Below are 19,117 nucleotides of genomic sequence, written 5' to 3' on the forward strand. Positions count from 1 at the left end.
ATGCAATCTGCAAATACGCAAGTTGGGTTGGTCTTGGTGGGTGGCGGTGCCAAAGGAGCCTATCAAGCTGGTGCGCTCAAGTATCTTGCCGAAGAAACAGCCATAGAACCACAAATCATTGCTGGTACTAGTATTGGCGCTCTTAACGGTGCCGTTTTAGCAGCACATCCACCCTTTGAGCAGGGTGTCCGTCGCCTGAACGAACTTTGGGAGCGACTGGGTTACGAACAGATTCTACGTCCCAATACGGGTACAGTACTGAGGACGTTAAGCTACGCGGCTCAAACCTTAGTACCAACCTTCCAAAAGTGGTCGCTCGATTTGTTGATGCAGCTACAGTTACTGCCAGACTCTACAGCCATCTTTGACCCAGAACCGATCGAGCGACTGTTACGCGAAGCCGTAGACTTAGCCGATTTGCGACAGGGTGTTGAGTTATGGGTAACGGTCTTTCCGGCACTGAAAATCCCAGGCATCAATTACGACTTACTGATGAACTTGGTCGATCTGATTCGCGCTAGGACTGGCACAAAAGCACAATGGCTTTGCGCTCAGAACTTTCAGGATGACGAAACTCTTTACAATGTACTCCTTGCCAGTGCCGCAATTCCCCTAGCATTTCCCCAACGGGAAATTAACGGTCAGTTTTATGTTGATGGAGCGTTAGGCGATAATATCCCCCTTGGAGCTTTGGCGGCGCGAGGATGCACTCAGGCGATTGTCATTCACTTAGGTAATGGAGAAACATGGAACCGCCACGACTTTGCACAGCAGACTCTTATTGAAATCCGACCCGAACAACCAATTAACACGTTTGACACTCCCATTCTTGGGTCAGTTAGTAGTCTGCTTGACTTTAGTGCTGAACGCATCACAGAACTCAAAAAGCGTGGCTACGAAGATGCTAGACGTTGTTTAGAGCCAATTATCGCAACTTTCAGGAGTGTTCAAGCCCAACGTCAGTCTCACAATTCACTGATGTCCTCGACGCAACAACTGCTGAATGACTCCCCTTTAAGTTGAGATGGCTCTTCTATTTCAACTATCTAAAACCGTTGAGGGCATACCAGTAAACGACCGATTGATGGTATACCAAGGTGACCCACCTTCAACCTACCTTTCAACCCCTGGCGGTGTACCAAAAACCTGTCACTTTTTCTATGTCCCTATAACCCCTTGTGTTGAAGTTTTTGGTACAACAGCAGGCGATTGCGCTATGGCTCCGGTTATATGAGTTATCGGAACTAGGCTTCAAGCAAGTTATTGTGTCATGAAGTGCGATCGCACTGTGTAAAGAGCCAACTTCACACAACAACAGAGCAAAGGAAATTTTCTATAACCTATTGAACCAGACAACAGCCCAAGCTCACAAACTCCTGAACACCTAGCTTCGGAGCGTTTCTATGGCATCGTTTAGCCAATCCAGATAGGTTTGTTCTCTCCGCCTCACTAACTCCACTACCAATCGCTGCATCTTCTGCTCACGGGAAGCCGTCGTCGCCTCTAGGGATGAAGCCGCTAGCGCCTCGCACTCGGCTAACTTTTCGCGCCGTGCCTCAAGCTCTTGCTCCAGCAGCGGGATAATCGCCTCATTCGGTAATTGGGCGGCAAAGTGAAGTTGTGCAAGCAAGGGTTCTCGTAGAATCGGTAAGGGTTGATGCGTCTGGAGCCATTGGGTTAACTCGGCTACGCCTGTGTCTGTAATTTGGTAAACCTTACGGTTGGGACGATCCTGCTGAATTTGAACAGTACAGACAATCCAACCCTGCGCCTCTAGCTTGTCTAATGTGCGATAAATCTGCGCCTGATCGGCAGGCCACAGGTGGGCAAGGCACTGGTTAAAGCACTCGGTTTTGAGGTCGTAGCCTGTCCTCTCCTGCTGCTGGAGAAGACCGAGAATGACGTGGGCAAGAGACATAAACGGTTTACCGAACTCCATGGGGGAAAAGCCCCACTCGTTATATTCATATAACTCTATGCTAATATATGATTAATCATATATAGGACAGGACAAGCTAAAGACTTGTCCAATCATCGGAGGCAATTGTATGAGCGTGCCAACTCAAACGCTACGAACTGTTGCCGGAATCATCAACAGCGTTGAGACGCTAGAAGGGGCTGGATTCCTGGTGCGTCGTCCTTTCCCAAAAAGCAGCTTCTCAGAGTTCGACCCGTTTCTCCTCCTCGATGAACTCGGTCCTGTTAATCTGAAACCGGGTCAGGCGAAAGGCGCACCCGACCACCCCCATCGTGGCTTTGAAACCGTTAGCTATGTCCTGGAAGGACGGTTAGAACACAAGGATTCTCAAGGACATGCCGGACTCTTAAATTCCGGCGATGTGCAGTGGATGACGGCTGGCGCAGGTGTCGTGCATTCCGAAATGCCGGAGGCAGAGTTTACCCGCCGTGGTGGACGGCTGCATGGAATTCAACTGTGGGTGAACTTGCCGCAACAAGACAAGATGATTCCACCCCGCTATCAGGAAATTCCGTCAGCTCAAATTCCCGTGGCTCAAACCGAGGATGCTTCCGTGACGGTGCGGGTCATTGCGGGAGAAGCGTTAGGGGCAAAAGCGGTGATTGAGACGCGCACACCGATTATTTATCTGCACTTGACGCTGCAACCCGGCGCAACTCTTGTTCAACCTGTGCCGAAGGAATACAACGCCTTTGCCTATGTACTAGAGGGAGCGGGCTTATTTGGGGCAGAGCTTGAGCGTGGTGATGATGGGCAAATGGTGCTCTTTGCTCAGGATGGGCCAGAGGTGACGATTGCTAACTCGGCTGATGCCGAAAAACCCCTCGACCTGCTGCTCATTGCCGGCGTACCACTCAATGAGCCTGTGGTGCGCTATGGTCCCTTTGTGATGAACACTGAAGCCGAAATTCTGCAAGCGATTGAAGACTACCGCAATGGAAGGATGGGACGTATCCATGATTAACATACTTCAACAACGCATCGCTCAACATCAATTACTCAGCGAGTTACGAATTAAATTGCTACGTCTGCACAAACTTTTGCTGGATACAGAGCGTTTAATATATGAACAAGTCCGAGGACAGGTTTCCAGAGGTGAATTGCTGCAACTGGTAATCAATCACGACCAATTTGCCTGGTTACATCGACTCTCAGAACTGATTGTGCAAATTGATGATTTGCTACAGGCATCGGAACCTGTGACCTCAGAGGTGATTGCTGCTCTGGTGAGTGATGTTCGTATCCGGCTGACCCCAGATGAATTGGGGGATGATTTCGCAATGAAGTATGATGCAGCGTTTCAACGCCACCCTGATGTGGTGTTAGCTCATGCCGATGTTGTGACGCTGCTGGCTACTGATTTTCATCAATAAGTTAATCCGTTCGTGCAGTTGTCAGAGTTAGGCTTTCGCAGTGCGTAATCCCGTTGAGCAGCGAGGGAGGTGTGATCGCTGTCTTTGCAAGTTTCACGACGAGTAGAAGTCTTAAAGGAATTTAGAACTGCGATCGCCCCCTAGATCAAGGCAATGCCAGCTTACACTTCATCAAGAATTCATAAATAGGGGGTGACACCCCTCATGCCTGAAAGTAATAATAAGGCTAGTAGATGCACCCTGATGATTGAGAGAGCCGCCTAGCGTGACTCTCTTATTTTTTTTGCAAAGCCTTTGTCCACCTCAACGGGTTGGATGATGCGATCGGCTCGCCCCTGTCTTGCACTAGCGCGACCTTCCGTTAATATTAACGGAAGGTCGGGAGGGTTCACTTTGGGTGATCGCCTCCAGACTAAATCATCGAGCTGCCCAATCACTGTAACAAGCGACCCTCACCGGAGCGCTTGACTTGTAGGGGTTCTGCGGGTTCCACCAAGCTTAAATCTTTTGTGTAGCAACCAGGGGAGTCAGTGACTTTCGCCCACAACTTTTGCTCTACCCCCTGCTTCAGACTACTCCCGACTCGATTCTTGATGACTTTCAAGAGTGAGGGTTCTAATTCCCCATAGAGAGAGCGCACAATAAAGTCAAGGTGTAGCACCGTGCCCGAATGTTCGCTTAACAGGAGTGAGAGCGCCTCTATTTGATTCATACCCTGATAATTGGGAAGCCTTTCGACATCTTCCACCCCCTCCGAGGAAGTACTACCGTTGCGGCTGCCATTGATTTGTGTGTTGGTAGTGGTTGATGGAAGATGTGGCTCCCCAAACGGTGAGTCCTCAGACCCAAGTGGAGTCAGCACCGAGTTGGGCACAATGACCAACCAGGAGTGTCCAAGGTGTTTTAGTTGGGTGTAAGTCACTCCCAGGAGTTCAAACACCTTATCCACAACTAATTCCATTTGAGCTAAATCCTCTTTTGACCACGACAACTCCTTTGTGTCGAGGGGATTATTCGCCGTTGAACCCACAACAATGGCATCCTCACCAACGAACCGATTCCATTTGGAAGCCAAACCGGGTAACTTCAACTTGAGACGGCGAAACACGGCTTCGTTCGGACACTCCAAGGATAAAGTCTTACCACCAACAGTATTGTCAGTTAGTGAAATCCCCCCAGAGTCAACACAGAAACTCAGCAAGGTACGGCTGGAGGTACTCAGGGTGTCAAGGAATTGCTCCAACAGATTTGGAGAAGACGGCTCTTCTATTGAGGTGTGGTCAGATGCACCATTCCCCTGATGAGTTTGAAGGGCGCTGTTGTTGACGACCTCACTGGCGTGACCATTGCCATACATCAGGGAGCTATCTTTTTGGGCGGCATCACTCGAATCGCTCTCCACGTTTCTCTTGATAGCAGCGCTAAAAGCTGTCGGGGTTGGAGTTGCTGGCTCCGCGTGTGGTAGTTCAAGTGTCACTGACAGTTCTTCAACGCTTGACCATCCTTCCAGCAGGGCTTCGACATGCGCCAACTTGTCTAAAGCTAGCGCCAGCTTTTTTTCGTACTCCTGAACCTGCTGCACGTAGTGGGATTTTAACTGCACCAAGGGTGTGCGTAAGTCGTCGGGAGGTGGAGAGAGTTGGAAGTGTTCGGTCATCGGGCAGGAGCGTTCTTCTTTGCAAGGTATTTAAGGGAAGGCTATCTTCCTCTAGCCTAGTAAAACCACTCTTTATGAGTGGCTTGCTGCTTCTTTCATCATCGAATTGTGTGTTCCCTATGCCTAGCAAGTACGTTTTTGTTAAAGAGTACACGGTACAAGCTCACAACCGACTAATTCACACCCGCACCTTCAAGTTCATCTGCAAGCAATGCTCTGCACCCACCGTGCGGGAAACTTTCGGCTCTAGACCGCTGTACTGCGAACAGTGTCGTCCTCCCAAACCCAAGACGATTAAAGCCACGACTAATCCAAAAAAGTCTCAGCCCACAAAGCAAAAGCGCTCAATCGCTCCGTCCCAACTTCGAGCCGGGAAGCATAGCAACAGCAAAGAAACACCCAGTAGCTTCTTCCCGACGCACAACCTAGTGGCAACCGCGTCAGGAGAAAAAATTCCGGTGGCTTTAGTGCCAACACAGACACCAGAATTGTTCAGGGTGCAGACAGCGGATAATTGGGGAAGTCACTCACCCATTGAGTACGACACCAAACGCGGATTGCTAGCGCAGGGGCAACCGTTAGTTACTTCCACCTTGGAAGCGCTCTCCCCTAAACCGGACGAGTGATAAGCGCTCGCTTAAGTGGGAAATTGTTGTCGATGTACCAATTAGACTCTAAATAGTTAGGCAAAGCGGAGAAAACCAATGGACGAACCCGAACACGACCTTCGCCGTTGGGCGAAATCGGGCAAGTGGTCGTCCGGTTTAAGGGGGCGCGATCGCGTTGGGGGTGAAATGGGGTAGTTTGGTGCGCTCGCCTGACAAGCCGAGCTTCCTGTGAATTCACAGGAAGCTCGAAAAATTTGAGAGGTGGGTGCACTCGCCAATCCTCTCAAGCTTCACGCAAGGCTTCTCGGTAACGGGTTACACTTTGGTCAATATCTTCCTCCACTTTTTAAGTTACGTCATTCATTTCATTGTTCTGGCATCTTGACAGCCGGAGATGGGCGGTAGAGGTCAATCAAGCAAGTCGCCTCTGGTATAAGGCGAAGGTGCAAGAGCGGTTCAATTCATTCATCGCTACCTGGTTCTCGGTTTAGCTCAAGGAGATTCCTATGCTATGTGTTGAAGATTTGGTAAACCTAGACCCATTTCAACAGCTTCCCCAAGAGCGATTAGAGTGGGTCTGCGAACACGCTCAAACCGTCGAACTGGGTGCCGGAGAGTTCCTGGTGCATGAAGGAGATCCGGCGTGTGGCTTATTTATCCTGATTGCCGGCAAAATGAGCATTACCCGCCGCAGTGAAGGGATTGACATTCCCATCGGACAACATGAAGGTCCATCGTTCTTTGGTGAGTTTTCCGTCCTCACGGATGAACCTGTACCCGTAACGATGCGGGCAACAACAGAGTGTAAAGTTTACGAGATTTCGGCAGACGACTTTCTCAAACTACTACATGAATGTCGAGATTTTGAGCGAACGGTCTTCCGCATCGTGCTGAGTCGGGCTCGTGGGCTAGAGTCCTTCATTCGCGGACGTGAGAAGATGGCAGCGTTAGGAACCCTTGCCGCCGGATTAGCCCATGAACTCAACAATCCCGCCGCCGCCCTGGTTCGTGGCTTGCGGGAAATGCCAACGGCTGTCCTCGAACTTCAACGAATGAACTTAGTTTATGGACAACGCCAGGTTGAACAAGCGCATACTCAGCACTGGTTGCAGCTGCGAGACCAGGGCTATGAGGCGATTCTCAACGATCACGTAGACTTCGTAACTTTGAGCGATCGTGAAACCCTTCTGCTGGACTGGTTGGAAGACTATGGGGTGAAGCAGGCTTGGAAACTAGCAGAACCGTTAGCGTCTGGGGGCATTGAGGTCGATACCTTAAATCAGCTCATGGAGCGTTGGCGCAACGACTCCACGGAGATGCGGGAAATGGGCTTGCACTGGCTAGCGCTTTCCTTTGAAGTGATGTCGATGATTAAACATGGTTTACGGGGAGCGGAACGAATTTCCGAACTGGTGCAGGCAATGAAGTCGTACTCTTACCTGGATCAGGGCATTCAGCAAGAGGTCAATCTGCATCAAGGCTTAGAAGATACCTTGCGGTTGTTTGCTCACAAACTCAAGTGCGGCATCCAGGTTCAACGTCATTACGACCAACAGATTCCGAAAATCCTTGCCTTAGGCAGCGAACTCAATCAAGTGTGGACAAACTTGATTGATAATGCGATTGATGCGATGGAGGGCAAGGGAGTGCTTGAAATTACGACTCATCAGTGCGAGCGCTTTGTCCAGGTTGACATCACTGATTCGGGATGCGGCATTGCGCCTGAGATTCAAACACGCATTTTTGAACCCTTCTTCACCACCAAATCAGTCGGACAGGGTTCTGGGCTAGGGTTGGAAACGGCGCGGCGGATTGTGGAGAATCGCCACCAGGGAACGCTCTCGTTTGAGACAAAACCGGGCAGAACCTGTTTCACCATTTGCTTACCCTTGCCAAACCAATGAGCGATCACACCAAGCAGATCTTTCTTTCAATTCCAAGGAAGCTCGAAAAATTTGAGAGGTGGGTGCGATCACGCACTCATTTAACGGGACTTAGACAAAAAGTGAAGCAAAAATGGCTTCAAACCTAGATATAGAAAGGCTTTTAGCTCGAATAGACATAAATCTAGTATTTACAAGGGTTTCAGGCTTTTTTAAGTCATCGACCTCTTTCCCTTTCTAAGAGGCATTTTCAGCCCCTTTAGGGGCTATAAAATGTCTAAGTCCCGTTAACCACGGCACCGAAGCGCTTCAGATTAAACCCATCCCACAACACCTCGGATTTGAGAAACTGCCAGTTCTCGATCAATCTGTAATCTCGCTTTGACGATCTCCGTATCCGGCTGCTTATACCAGCGGTCATCGGCAGAAAATGTTGTTAGCGAACATTATCTTAACCGCCTTTTTACCTGCTGCTAAGTGCCTATAATGCTGAGTTGCATGGGGCGGCTGCGCCAGTTTTTCCGCGATCATCTCCACAGCCAATGCTACCGTTGCTGAGTGGCGCTCTTCCCGTGCGATCACGTTGAGCAACAAATCAAAACATCACGATGAGGTTTTGATTTGTTGGGTAATGGCGCTTCCCGGCTGGCTCAACCCAGAACTCAGAACCAAATTATCAATTGGCGACCTTCCGTTAATATTAACGGAAGGTCTGTTTTGTGTTGTTTCACATTTGTTGCACAACAGAGGGAGTTGCTCAGCCAGAGCGTGTGGCGGAGCCGGGACATTAAGCTGATTGAAAAGACGTGACAGCACTGTAAAACTATCCCTTCAGCCAGACGGCTCAAGCGAGAAAAACTTTGTATTGTTCGTTACAGTTACCTAGCCGTCTTGGGTGGTGATGTAATCGTCTTCTACTCAGAGAAAACGCCCAGAGCGATTGCTGACACTTAGTTTATTGTGTTAGCGCCTCTGCACTCCAGTTCCCGACTCTATGAGCTAACCCACCTGAGAGGGTTAGCTGAACAACACAGAACAATTTAATGATCATTGTCCACCACTTGAACAACTCCCGCTCTCAGCGTGTGCTCTGGCTGCTAGAGGAACTCGGACTTGAGTATGAACTCAAGCATTACGAGCGCAACCAGGAAACTCTGCTGGCACCAGCGACGCTGCGTGAGGTGCATCCGCTCGGCAAGTCGCCGGTGATTACCGATGGGGCACTAACTTTGGCTGAGTCCGGTGCCATCATCGAGTATCTAGTCGAGCGCTATGGCGGAGGACGACTCGTGCCACCGCTCGGCACCCCGGAGCGGCTACGGTATACCTATTGGCTGCATTACGCAGAAGGCTCGCTCATGCCCTTTATACTGTTGAAGCTGGTCTTCGACCGCCTAGGGCAGGCATCTATGCCATTCTTCATGCGACCGTTCGCACGGGTAATTGTCAACCGCGCTAAGAGTTCGTTCATCGAACCTCAGCTCGCGCAGCACCTGAATTATCTGGAGATGGAGAGCCAGAAAAGTGATTGGTTCGCAGGTAACGAGTTCACGGCGGCTGATATCCAGATGAGCTTTCCGTTGGAGGCAGCGGCAGCACGTTCCGGCTTGGACGAGAGCCGACCCAAGTTAATGGACTTCCTTGAGCGCATCCACGCACGTCCAGCATATCGGCGTGCTTTAGAGCGCGGCGGCGAATACGATCTTCTGAGTTGGACAAAAGACGGCTCTTGAATAGTTGCGGTGCAAGGCAATCTCTCAGCCTTTGAGAGCGAGATTTTTGTCAAGCAAGGCAATTGAGTTGTCGGAAAATGCGGTTTCACAACGGTTTCTCAAGCGATCGCACGACAGGTTGCCCCACTTCTACCTTCCTTTAATATTAACGGAAGGTCGCCGATTGATAGTTTTGTTCTGACCTCTGGGTTGAGCAAGAACCGTCCCTTGTGATGAACCACCACGCCGCCTCATCCCCCGAGCGACCAACTGTCAGTAAGCCGTAGTTGTGTAAGAGTGAAGCCTTCCTATCCCTAAGGGTAGTGGCAATCTGTTTACCCTCCTCGCTGTCTAGCGATGTCAGTATACTCGTCGAACAGCGCCTGATCTTCGTAAAGCACAGGCATCTTGGGTGAGAGGGTCAGGGAGGCGATCGCTTCTGACCACAGATGTGGATTCTGCACCGCTAGAAGAGCGCGATCACACCCCACCCAATTTCATTCTTTCGTCAGCTCACACAGCAGCACTGGCTTCTCGAATAAGTCAAGCTTGGCGTAATCACCATCAATGGCAGTAATTTCAAAGGGAGCAAATTGTTCGCAATGTGCTGGACATTTAGACCAATTGACGCGATCGCCTACTTGCTTCGCAGCAGAGGGTAAGGAGCTGGCGGTAGGAACCTCGGAAGCCTCGCTTGGAGCTACCTCAGAGGTTTGGCTCTCCCCCAATAGTGGCTTGACAAACGCAGTACTGCCATTGGGCGGTATGGTAGGTTCTCCTGTGAATTTCTGATTCAAGCCAACCAGCTTTAGAGGGGGTGTACTCGCGCCCGTATGTAACATCGCCTCCCTACTGCCTTTGCTGCCGTCACTGAGTGGCGCTCTTCCAGTGCGATCACGTTGACCAACAAATCAAAACCTCACGGTGAGGTTTTGATTTTTTCCAAGAGTACTATTGCCTCAATTTTAGTCTCAGCGCTGACAGGGGTAAGAAGTGGTGACCAAACTATCTAGATGAACGTAGCCCTTCTAGTTTGGGATACATCGAAAGAAAAGCTCTTATCGTTAGGACTACGAGCTTGCAGTCCGATCAGTTGGCTCTACTCCTGAAAAGAATCTGGGTAAGTATTGAACTACCTGCTAGCCTGCTACGTGCAGGTTTAGTCAGACTGCTTCTTGAAAGCTGTCAAGTTTTTTGAAATAATTTTTCCGAGGAGCAATTGGGGTCAAAGTCTCGGTCTTATATTTAGCATCTCACACCCGACAATCTTCGTAAAGAAGGATGACATATTAGGGTCAATTGAAGGAAAAGTGTTTTGATGAGCCGCAAAAAATGGAATTAATTGGTGAGGCAGGTGGGTAAAGCAATGGTGTTCGGGAAAGTGCCCACCACGATAGCTATGGCGATCGAGTGGTACGGGCAATCCTTGCCAGATGCCAAAAGAACAAGAGAACTTAGCAATCTCAAGAGCGCTTTAAAAAGGTGCTTGCTTACGGGATACGGGTTTGAATTGGATGAACTTTCCAGCAAAGCACGATTGCAGGAGTGCTTGTCGCGGCTGTCCTTGAGAGAGTTCCGGAAGGCAAAAGTCGTTTTTCAGGAGGTGGCAACCGCTCGTCAAAGCGCTGGAGAGATTTGCGCTTCGACTGTTTTCAACTACAAGTCTAATTTGTATCGCTTTGTCAAGTGGCTGCAACAGCAGGACTGGTATGAGGAGGCTCTCGCTAGTTGCAATCCAGAAATTACACCCACGATTTATAGCGGTCACTCGTTGAATCAGTCGCAAAAAGTTAAACCGCGAAACATTGTTCCCTACAGCCTCAAGGAAGAGGAATATCCGGAGCGCCTCAAACAACAGTTGGTGGCGCTACAAGAGTTTTGGACGCTATCCTTCCACCCACGGCGTCGCCAACCCCCCTTGCGTCCCGCCTCAATCAAAACGTACCTGTTGCGAATCAAAATGTTCCTAGGCTGGGTCAAAAACGTTTACCGTCAGGGAATAGAACCTAATGAATTAAACCTGGAACTTAGTACGCAGGTGGAGCTAGTCGAGGAGTTTGTTAACTGGGGGTTGGGTTTAAGAGAAAACAGTTACACTTGGGCGTTTCAAGTGGTAAAGGCAGCGATTTTCGTGACCAAGTGGTGGGAGGCTTCTCATCCCCCAACTCTATCGGAGCCAACTCCGGAGCGACTACTGGCAACACTAGAATTTCTGGGGTTAAAGCCGACAGCGAAGTTTTTTGAACAGTACGGCCCAAGTAGAAGCGCCACTTCCAGACTGGATGCCCTGCAAGCTTACCAGCGTTCTTTGCAGCGTATTGAGAAAAAACAACCCAACTCTAGACGCACCTTGCACGCTGAAAAGCTGTTGACTTTCTCTGAGTGTTTGCAAGTCCTGGAATATTTAGAAAAATGCTGCGCCAACAGACGTATTGGAAGTATTTTGCGAAGTGAGGCAGAGGTGTTCAAGTCGGTTCAGCGCTACACGCTGATCAAGCTGTTGGTATTTTGTCCGATAAGGCAGCGGGAAATCCGGGAACTGGAACTGGGGCGAACGCTCAAGAGGGAGGAGTTTGGGTATGTTATCAGGTTGTCTCCTTCTGACCACAAAACGGGTTCAGCGACTGGGTTAAGCCGAGAGTTTCTCTTGCCAGAAGTGCTGACGGCTACTTTGGATGAGTGGCTCAATGTCTGGCGTGTGCGGGTGATAACGAATCATCAGTTGGTTTTCATCTCGTTAGGTTCAAAACGGCACTCAGAACTGATTGGTCAACCCTTGAGTGAAAATGCTCTGTGTTCCCTGGTAAAAACGACAATGAGGCGAGCCACCAACGTTTTGTTTGGCACTCCCCTATCAATAACGCCCCACGATTTTAGAAGGATAGCCATAACGCACCAACGGAAATTTGGCTCTCCCGAACAAAATGAGGCTTTAGCCGCACTGATGGGGCACTCGCTGCGGGAAGCGGATGAAATTTATAACTACATGACTCCTATAGAGAAGACGAAAAAAGCGCTTAACTGGTGGCAGCCCTCTCCCGATTAGTGCTTAACCAACTAGGCAGTTCAGGAAATCGCTTTGGATAGGTGCTTCCGTAAACGTGCGGCACTCTAGGACTATTTATTATTCGTTGTTACACAAAGCTCGAAGCAACAGAACTGTTTTCCAGCATCCGTGTAGCTGATTAGCAGGTAATTCTCGAACTCCTCTAGATAGCCCATTAGCACGCAAACTGGCCAAACGTGGCCAAGCAGAAAAAATCCTTTCAAGTAGACTGTTTAGAGAATGACTTGTTGTACGTGGATCGTTTGCTTTGACAGCAAGCTTCAGCGCACTTTCAATGACGTAGTCAGCAATCTCACGATTTACTAGTTCTTTTTGTTCCTGAGAATTGATTACCCTAGCGATCGCGACTAATTCCTGCTCCAACTTAGATCGAAGGTTTTCATCACCACTATTTGCCGCATGATCCGAGGCAACCATCAGGGCAAAAAGTGAAGTAGATGGTTCTGCTCGGTAAAGCTCAACAATATCAAGATTGTTCAATAGGTTACTCAGTTTTTCGGCAAAATCCCTGTAAATTGGCAAGTCCCCAATCACAGTGAGAATCAGCAGCCATTTTTCTTTAGCAGAAGGTTCATCGATAAGAAAATTGATCGCATTTTCTACTACTGCTTTCAACTGCTTAGAGGCAATCTGCTGTCCTAACTCAGTTCCCAGAAGAGAAGCTAAATATTTGCTGTGCTCTCCACCGAGTAACGAGTCCAAGTTATCTTGGGCGAGAGATGATTCATCACGCCAAAGTTGTGAATCCAGGAACTGCTGCTGCTCAAGAGTTTTAATAGCCAAGGCAGAAAATTTTTCAGCAATCCTCACGGCTTTGAAAATCTCCGGATCGCACCCGGATAAGACAGTGCCAAGACCATGAATAACCAACTTCATTCTGTTGAGCCGTCGAGGGTGGAGAGCGTCATTCCAGAATTCTAGGTTGCGATCAAGGAGGTCAGCATTAATCGATCTGATTTGGGAATGTTCCTCTAGTCTTTGAGCAAAGTCCTCTAACTCCTCTACTTGAAGTTCGGCATGATACAAAAGGTTATATAGTTTGCTTGTATGTGCCCAAATCATTGCTAGCCGCATTGAAGGCAGCCACTTCTTAGTCTCGTGCCAATAACTAAACTCACCACTGAGGAGATTGAGGATTGCCTGAAATAACCGAAATTGAAGTTCACCGATATCGCCACAAAGTTCGTCAAGGATATGTTGAACTAAGCCAGTTGAGTCGGGAGAAAGCAGCGCTAAATCAATCAGATGTAGCTGGCATACTGGAGAAGTTAATCGGGAGGCAAGTCTATCTAGCACCGCTCGTCTCTCACTTGACGGAAACTGCCTAAATGTCTCTCTTACCTGCACAGGAAGTTTAACGGGAAGGCAACAAAGGCGTTCTAGGCAAATTTCAAGTCCTTCAGCAGCCAATAGGAATTCTGCTGCCCGACTTTTTTTTTCGTGGAAACTGAGGCTTTCTGCTGCATACTGTTCAAGGTGAAAATGTCGTAGTAGCCCAGCCCCTGATGGAGGAATTAAGTCATCAATTGTAAAGCTACCGTCGTCGTGATGAAGCTTCTGTTCAAACGATGAATAGAAAACTACTGCTGACTGCTCACGCCATTCATTTGTAAGGTCAACGCGCCTGCGAAGATCTGTAGTAGATACGATTTCACTGACCACCCTTTCAAAAGTTGTGTTATCACAGTCAAACCAGAAACGATGCGATCGCAGAACTTGTTCGCGTACATTGGGATTGTTTGATGCCAGCAGCATCACATCATTTTGCCATGTGCAGATAGCTGAGTCTGCTTCATTGATAAAACAAAATTGAATGGAAGAACCATTCTGAACAGCCCGAAGTTTGAAAGTGATTTGCGGCTGTAAGGCTGTAATGTTTGCTTCTTCACCATTAACGGCTATGGCGATTGCTGGCAAGAAGTCTGATACAGGAAATACAAGAGGAGTTGATGAATCTGGCAGTGTTAGATTGATAGACTCAACCATTTGAATCTGGAAATAAGCCATCAACTCAGGCTCGGTTTTCAGTTCATCCTGTAAAACAGTTGGGAGATCTCGATACAACTCCATCAACATTATTCGATTCACGGCTTGCTGGGATTCGTCTCCTTCTTGCTCCCGCCCCAGGTAAAGAATAATATCTTTGATCGATCGTGCTACAGAAGTAATTACTTCTGGATTTGCTCTAAAACGATTTTCTGTAATTCGCCACTCAAGCCACTGAAAATATTGCTGACGACGGCTAAGACTTTGATGGGTATCATTATTTTCAATTCTCCACAACTGAATACCTCGGAAGTAAAGACGGCTGATGTCATGGCTAATCAAATCGAGTCCATCACTGTTTGAATCAACATTCGATAATAGATGTTGAGCACCAAAAGCGCCAGTATATAGGTTTTCTAGAACCCAATCAGAATAGGCAACAGTCATCTCTTCTGAAAGACTGTTATCCGCCCAAACATCGCTTATTGCACCTTCTGTGGCACGTAAACACTCAATAACAAACATCATTTCACCGTCAGGACTGGGTGAGCCTTCAGGCATCGGAGGGCGTTGAAGCCTGTGTGAATCCAGTAAACAGGAAGCGACATAACGGCGAATAGTAGCAAGGTCTTCAGATTCTCGAACTCTACCATTCCGCACTTCTTGTGTTTGCTTTAGGTGATAAATGATTTCTTTGCTCGTGATGGGAATGTACCGAATGTTGCCTGCACGTAGCAGCAAAATTTTCTTATAGTAGTCCGTTTGACTAAGATCGTTGCTAACCCTTAGTCCCTCTATAATTTCCAGTACACCAATAATTGGTACTCTGCCATCTCGATGGGGAAATTTGCTGAAATAGCGATCATCAATCCAGATAACATCACCAGGTTGAGAGGCATATGTGAATAGGTCGTAGGCTGTTAATCCACTTGCTTCCCAAAATTGCTGTAACTCAAGCTCTGTATCATGGTTAGAGCTTGGTACCGCGATCGCCTCGTATATTCCTTGCTCTAGTCCAGCCGAGACTCGATGGAGTAGATCCTTAAGCCACTGCCTTGATCGATCCGCATACTCACCAGTATTATTAATCGCCACCTGTGCATCACAAACACACTGATGCGTCACAAATACTCGAAAATAGCGACACACTTTTGCTAGCAAATCTGAGCCAGCTAAGAGAACAGCCAGTTCAGAGTTCAAGAATATCAAGTCATTCCGAGTCGGCAACTTTGGTAGTAAATCTGCATATCTCTGATCTCCCAGATTATTCAGCGCCGTTTCATATGCACTACTAGATAAAACTCCCTGTTCTTTCAGTGCCTCAACTAGCCCACGACAATTGATAAACCTTTGTTGCTCTGTCTCATCTAACACAACGGATTGCATCACACCATTAGCATCAAGCTGTTCCAATGGTAAGAACTCAACCACAAACCCATTTTCGGCACGAGCTTTCTCTAGCAAAATGGCTGATTGTTCACCTAATTGTTCTATTAATTCATTAGAGTCTGAACTCAAGGATTGAGGAAGTTCTTGTAATTGTCCAGATTGATGCAGTTGCAAGATTTTGCGATAACTATCCAGCCGAGAGGGCTGATGTGGTAGGAAGTGTTCGCATTCACGCAGAAGGGCAGTTGGCAATTTCGCTGAAATCCGAATTGGACTAAATCGCCGCTCCACTGCATCCAAGATACCAAGGTGATCAGCCAGCAAGAAAGCTGATATGTCTAGATGCAAACGCAACTGAATGCTTGAGTCTGCAAACCATTCTGGGAAAGGGCGGGCACCATAGCGGGCTAACACGGCTACCTGAAAATGGGGATTGGGATAGTTAGCATTTTCTCGGAGAAGATCTCTGAAAATGGTAGTAAGAGCAAATTTGCATACTTTGGCAAACAAATGTAGGGGCAGCTCTGCATTCTCATATTTCTGATTGATTGAAGCTGCATTTTCAGCCCATTCTCGCTGTAGCTTTAGAAGCTCACAAAGTTCAACTGCTTGAAACGAACCTTCTCCCTTAATAGCAAGAATCTGTGCTTGTTGCAAAAAAGGTTGAAGTTCACGCTCCAAACCCAACCTATATCCTGGACTAATGACTTGTTCTAGAATCTCCGTGTTAATAGATTCAGTAGCTGCCCGTTGCCATAACTGACGGGCTAATACAGGATCTTGCAGTTGTACCCATCTAGCTGCTCGGAGCAAGGAAGTTGCATGGACATCTTCTTGCTTTAATAGACGAGAAGCCGTACTCGCTACTCCTGGTAAGTCTCCCTGATTTAGCTGGAGATCCATCAAGGTCACGAGATTTTCAACTGTCTCTTGCAATCGCGCCAACTCCTGTGCATCAGCAACTGCCTGTGAGATCAACCCCAACCTTGCCTGACAACAGGCTCTCAAACGGCGCAGATAGGGAGGCAAAGTACTGCCTGGGAAAAGCTTTTGATGGTTATTCAATAACTGAAAGCATTGCTCAAAACGACCCGCTTGTTCAGCACATTGTGCTGCTAGACTGAGAGCATCAGGTGTTCCCACCAAATTCACCAAATCATCTGCTCTATCGGCTACATATGCCCAGTCTTGTAAGCTAGCTCGAAGCTGGCAAGCTTCGCTTAAATATTGACCGTTATGGCTTTCCTGCCAGCACGTCCCTAAATAGTCAGCAAATGTTTGCCAGTTACCGCTCACCCGTGACTGTTCCCGCCGAATTACCACTTGAATGCTGCGACGAACAGCAGGGTTGCTAAACGTTTCGCTTTCTTGAAGCGCGGTTTCCACCTCTCCATCTATCGCTAGAGTTTGTACATACCAGAAGAGCCAGACATCTTGATTTCCAGTTTGCTCAAACGTTTCCCTTGTACGATGTAGAAGTTCTAAAGCAGGCTTGGGAGTCTCCAAGTAAAGGTATATTCCGAGCAAAGTAACAATGCGTTCAAGGTTATTGCTTCCTTCCTGCACCAACGCTTCTAAGGCTTGTTGACTCGTAGATAAATCAATTTCATAGTTGCGAACCGCTCTCCAAATGATGGCTTGTGAGTTAGTTGGATCTTCGGCAAGTAGCGCGGAACATAACTCCTGAGCCTCTGACTGACGATCTGGATCGTTTGCTAAACAAGCTAGATACCCTATTTGCCAGTATTTCCGTTGTTTCTCTCCTCGCTCAGTTTGAGATGCGAGTTGCCTAAACTCCTCTGCTGCTTTGCGTAGTCGCTGCAAACTTTCGTCATCACGCTTGATAAGTGACCAGTCAACAGGTTGAGCAAAGTCAATTAACCGTTTGGGAATAGCAGATGAGAGTACACTGAAGTAATTAATAGTAGCCTCAGATGCCCTAATCTTCTCCCAATTGGGTTTTTCATAACGAGCTTGTTGAATCTTTACCAGAGCACTAGTGATGTCCCCTTTGTCCAAAAGTGCCAAGGCGTGTATGCGGTTAGTTTCAGCGTCTGGTTCTAAACCTTGAGGCAAGGTTTGCAGCTTGGTAATAACCGCCTCTGTACGTCCTAGTTCCAACAACAAGCCTAGTTCGAGATTGAAAAGGTCAATACTTGACGGACTGCTAATCAGTCTCAGTGCTGCCTCTGCACCTTCAGTGCGATAGCTAATCAAGGCTTGTAGGAGAATATCATCTCCCTCTGGAGCGATAGTACGGGCTTGTTCTGCTAAAGCTTTAGCTTTCTCAGCATCATGTTCTACACTAAGGACATAGCTTGATAGGGATTGCAAAATCTGTGCTTGTAGGGGCTTCTCAAAGACATCCCAGTTTGAGTCATGCCGCAAGGCTTCGAGGCAGGTAAATGCTTGCTGCAAATATCCTTGCCTATATAATTCCCGGAATTCGTCTAGCTGTTTAGCTTTTTCCTTCGACAACTCAGAGGACAAATGTCCAATCTTTGAACTGAGAACACCAAACGCCAATTGTGTTTCTTGAGAATTTTCTGGGAATTGTGGGTATTGCTGTGGTGCACGACCACAGATTTTTTCCACCCACTCCTGCGACTTTAGGTAGCGATAAACAATTTCAGAGTGAGGAGCTAACTTTTGGCGTAGCGTGCTTGCTGACCAAGCTTCATACTGAATGCCATACTCTGCAAAACGTTGTTTCTGAATCAAAATTTCTCTTTGCCGCTGGTTTTGAGTTAGCTCACAGCCGACAAATAAGATGAATCGCCTAACCTTCTGGGTTTGCCAGTAGTCGATATGTTTCAAAAACTCATCAGACGCTTTACTAATTTCGCGAGGTGGAAAATCTTTATAACACTTGCACTGACCTACTTCAGTGTGAATACCATCATCACGATGAGCCAAAAGGTCAATCCCATCCTGTCTCTGCCCTCGTGTTCCATATACATCGCAAGTAGCTATTCCATGTTGTACTGAGAACACGTCACGGCACATATCTTGGAAGTCGTACTCTCCCAGTTCATAAAAGTTGGGGGGTAAGTTGGGATTAACTCTCGGAGACAACATCAATATTCAGAGATTCTGTATATCTAACATAGAGTTTCTACTTGCTTAGTACTCTGCTAACGCAGTCACTGGCAGCGTGATCGCTATTGCCATAGGTTGGATAGAGCAATAGCGAAACCAACACTGAGGGATTCATTTCCTTGTTTTCTTCTACTCGTTACCCCCATCTTCAGCGAAATCCATCAGTTGAACCAGATGAGGCATCGCAAGCTCTGTCAAGATAAGCTTAACGAATTTACGTTGTTTCAGCCATGCGATTGACCGCGACCTGTAAATGATGGCATTGAATCACTATGTTTCTGGCAGGTGGGTTAGTCATAGCTAGTTTCCGGTGCGAAACTAGGTGACTTAACGACATGAGGTGAACTGGCTCTCCCCTACCAAGA

Annotated in this window: 14 protein-coding genes and 1 pseudogene; 7 read left to right on the plus strand and 8 right to left on the minus strand. The window is 47.9% G+C overall.

Features of this window, described 5'->3' with window-relative positions:
* Complete coding sequence (locus tag AC5JL3_RS12660; RefSeq protein WP_496074828.1) at positions 1-1,023, plus strand: patatin-like phospholipase family protein; 1,023 nt, start codon at positions 1-3, stop codon at positions 1,021-1,023.
* A 361-nt stretch (positions 1,024-1,384) separates the two neighbouring features.
* Here AC5JL3_RS12660 and AC5JL3_RS12665 read toward each other — a convergent pair whose 3' ends face one another.
* Entirely contained in the window at positions 1,385-1,939 is a 555-nt protein-coding gene (locus tag AC5JL3_RS12665) for a PadR family transcriptional regulator (RefSeq protein WP_496074829.1), read from the minus strand.
* Positions 1,940-2,048: 109 nt separating this feature from the next.
* Between AC5JL3_RS12665 and AC5JL3_RS12670 the strand changes: the two genes are divergently transcribed.
* Together AC5JL3_RS12670 and AC5JL3_RS12675 are read left to right on the plus strand one after the other, a co-directional pair.
* A complete protein-coding gene (locus AC5JL3_RS12670; protein ID WP_496074830.1) occupies positions 2,049-2,942 on the plus strand; it encodes a pirin family protein in 894 nt (297 codons plus the stop codon).
* Complete coding sequence (locus tag AC5JL3_RS12675) at positions 2,935-3,351, plus strand: hypothetical protein (protein WP_496074831.1); 417 nt, start codon at positions 2,935-2,937, stop codon at positions 3,349-3,351. Before AC5JL3_RS12670 ends, AC5JL3_RS12675 begins: the two co-directional genes overlap by 8 nt.
* A gap of 260 nt (positions 3,352-3,611) precedes the next feature.
* On the opposite strand, the gene AC5JL3_RS12680 is transcribed toward AC5JL3_RS12675, so the two are convergent.
* Together AC5JL3_RS12680 and AC5JL3_RS12685 are read right to left on the minus strand one after the other, a co-directional pair.
* Complete coding sequence (locus AC5JL3_RS12680; RefSeq protein ID WP_496074832.1) at positions 3,612-3,743, minus strand: hypothetical protein; 132 nt, start codon at positions 3,741-3,743, stop codon at positions 3,612-3,614.
* Positions 3,744-3,784: 41 nt separating this feature from the next.
* Positions 3,785-5,008 (minus strand): hypothetical protein, encoded by a 1,224-nt coding sequence (locus AC5JL3_RS12685; protein WP_496074833.1) that lies wholly within the window; start codon positions 5,006-5,008, stop codon positions 3,785-3,787.
* A gap of 119 nt (positions 5,009-5,127) precedes the next feature.
* On the opposite strand from AC5JL3_RS12685, the gene AC5JL3_RS12690 reads away from it, so the two are divergent.
* From AC5JL3_RS12690 to AC5JL3_RS12700, 3 genes are all read left to right on the plus strand, one after another.
* Entirely contained in the window at positions 5,128-5,634 is a 507-nt protein-coding gene (locus tag AC5JL3_RS12690; RefSeq protein WP_496074834.1) for a hypothetical protein, read from the plus strand.
* Positions 5,635-6,122: 488 nt separating this feature from the next.
* Complete coding sequence (locus tag AC5JL3_RS12695; RefSeq protein WP_496074835.1) at positions 6,123-7,520, plus strand: ATP-binding protein; 1,398 nt, start codon at positions 6,123-6,125, stop codon at positions 7,518-7,520.
* 1,022 nt (positions 7,521-8,542) lie between these two features.
* Entirely contained in the window at positions 8,543-9,232 is a 690-nt protein-coding gene (locus AC5JL3_RS12700) for a glutathione S-transferase (protein WP_496074836.1), read from the plus strand.
* A gap of 98 nt (positions 9,233-9,330) precedes the next feature.
* Here the strand turns inward: AC5JL3_RS12700 and AC5JL3_RS12705 are convergent, their stop codons facing one another.
* The 4 genes and pseudogenes from AC5JL3_RS12705 to AC5JL3_RS12720 form a co-directional block, all read right to left on the minus strand.
* Entirely contained in the window at positions 9,331-9,453 is a 123-nt protein-coding gene (locus AC5JL3_RS12705) for a hypothetical protein (protein WP_496074837.1), read from the minus strand.
* A gap of 23 nt (positions 9,454-9,476) precedes the next feature.
* A pseudogene (locus AC5JL3_RS12710) lies at positions 9,477-9,614 on the minus strand (hypothetical protein); the annotation flags it as partial.
* Positions 9,547-9,702 (minus strand): hypothetical protein, encoded by a 156-nt coding sequence (locus tag AC5JL3_RS12715; protein WP_496074838.1) that lies wholly within the window; start codon positions 9,700-9,702, stop codon positions 9,547-9,549. The gene AC5JL3_RS12715 and the pseudogene AC5JL3_RS12710, both read right to left, overlap by 68 nt.
* Before the next feature lie 6 nt (positions 9,703-9,708).
* Positions 9,709-10,053, minus strand: a complete 345-nt coding sequence (locus AC5JL3_RS12720; RefSeq protein ID WP_496074839.1) for a hypothetical protein — start codon at positions 10,051-10,053, stop codon at positions 9,709-9,711.
* 524 nt (positions 10,054-10,577) lie between these two features.
* Here AC5JL3_RS12720 and AC5JL3_RS12725 point away from each other — a divergent pair.
* On the plus strand, positions 10,578-12,257 hold the full coding sequence (locus AC5JL3_RS12725; protein WP_496074840.1) for a site-specific integrase: 1,680 nt from the start codon (positions 10,578-10,580) through the stop codon (positions 12,255-12,257).
* Positions 12,258-12,335: 78 nt separating this feature from the next.
* Here AC5JL3_RS12725 and AC5JL3_RS12730 read toward each other — a convergent pair whose 3' ends face one another.
* The gene (locus tag AC5JL3_RS12730; RefSeq protein ID WP_496074841.1) at positions 12,336-18,731 is read right to left on the minus strand and encodes a tetratricopeptide repeat protein; all 6,396 of its coding nucleotides are present in this window, start codon (positions 18,729-18,731) and stop codon (positions 12,336-12,338) included.
* Between the last annotated feature and the right edge of the window lie 386 nt (positions 18,732-19,117).

The organism is Symplocastrum torsivum, assembly GCF_059505465.1.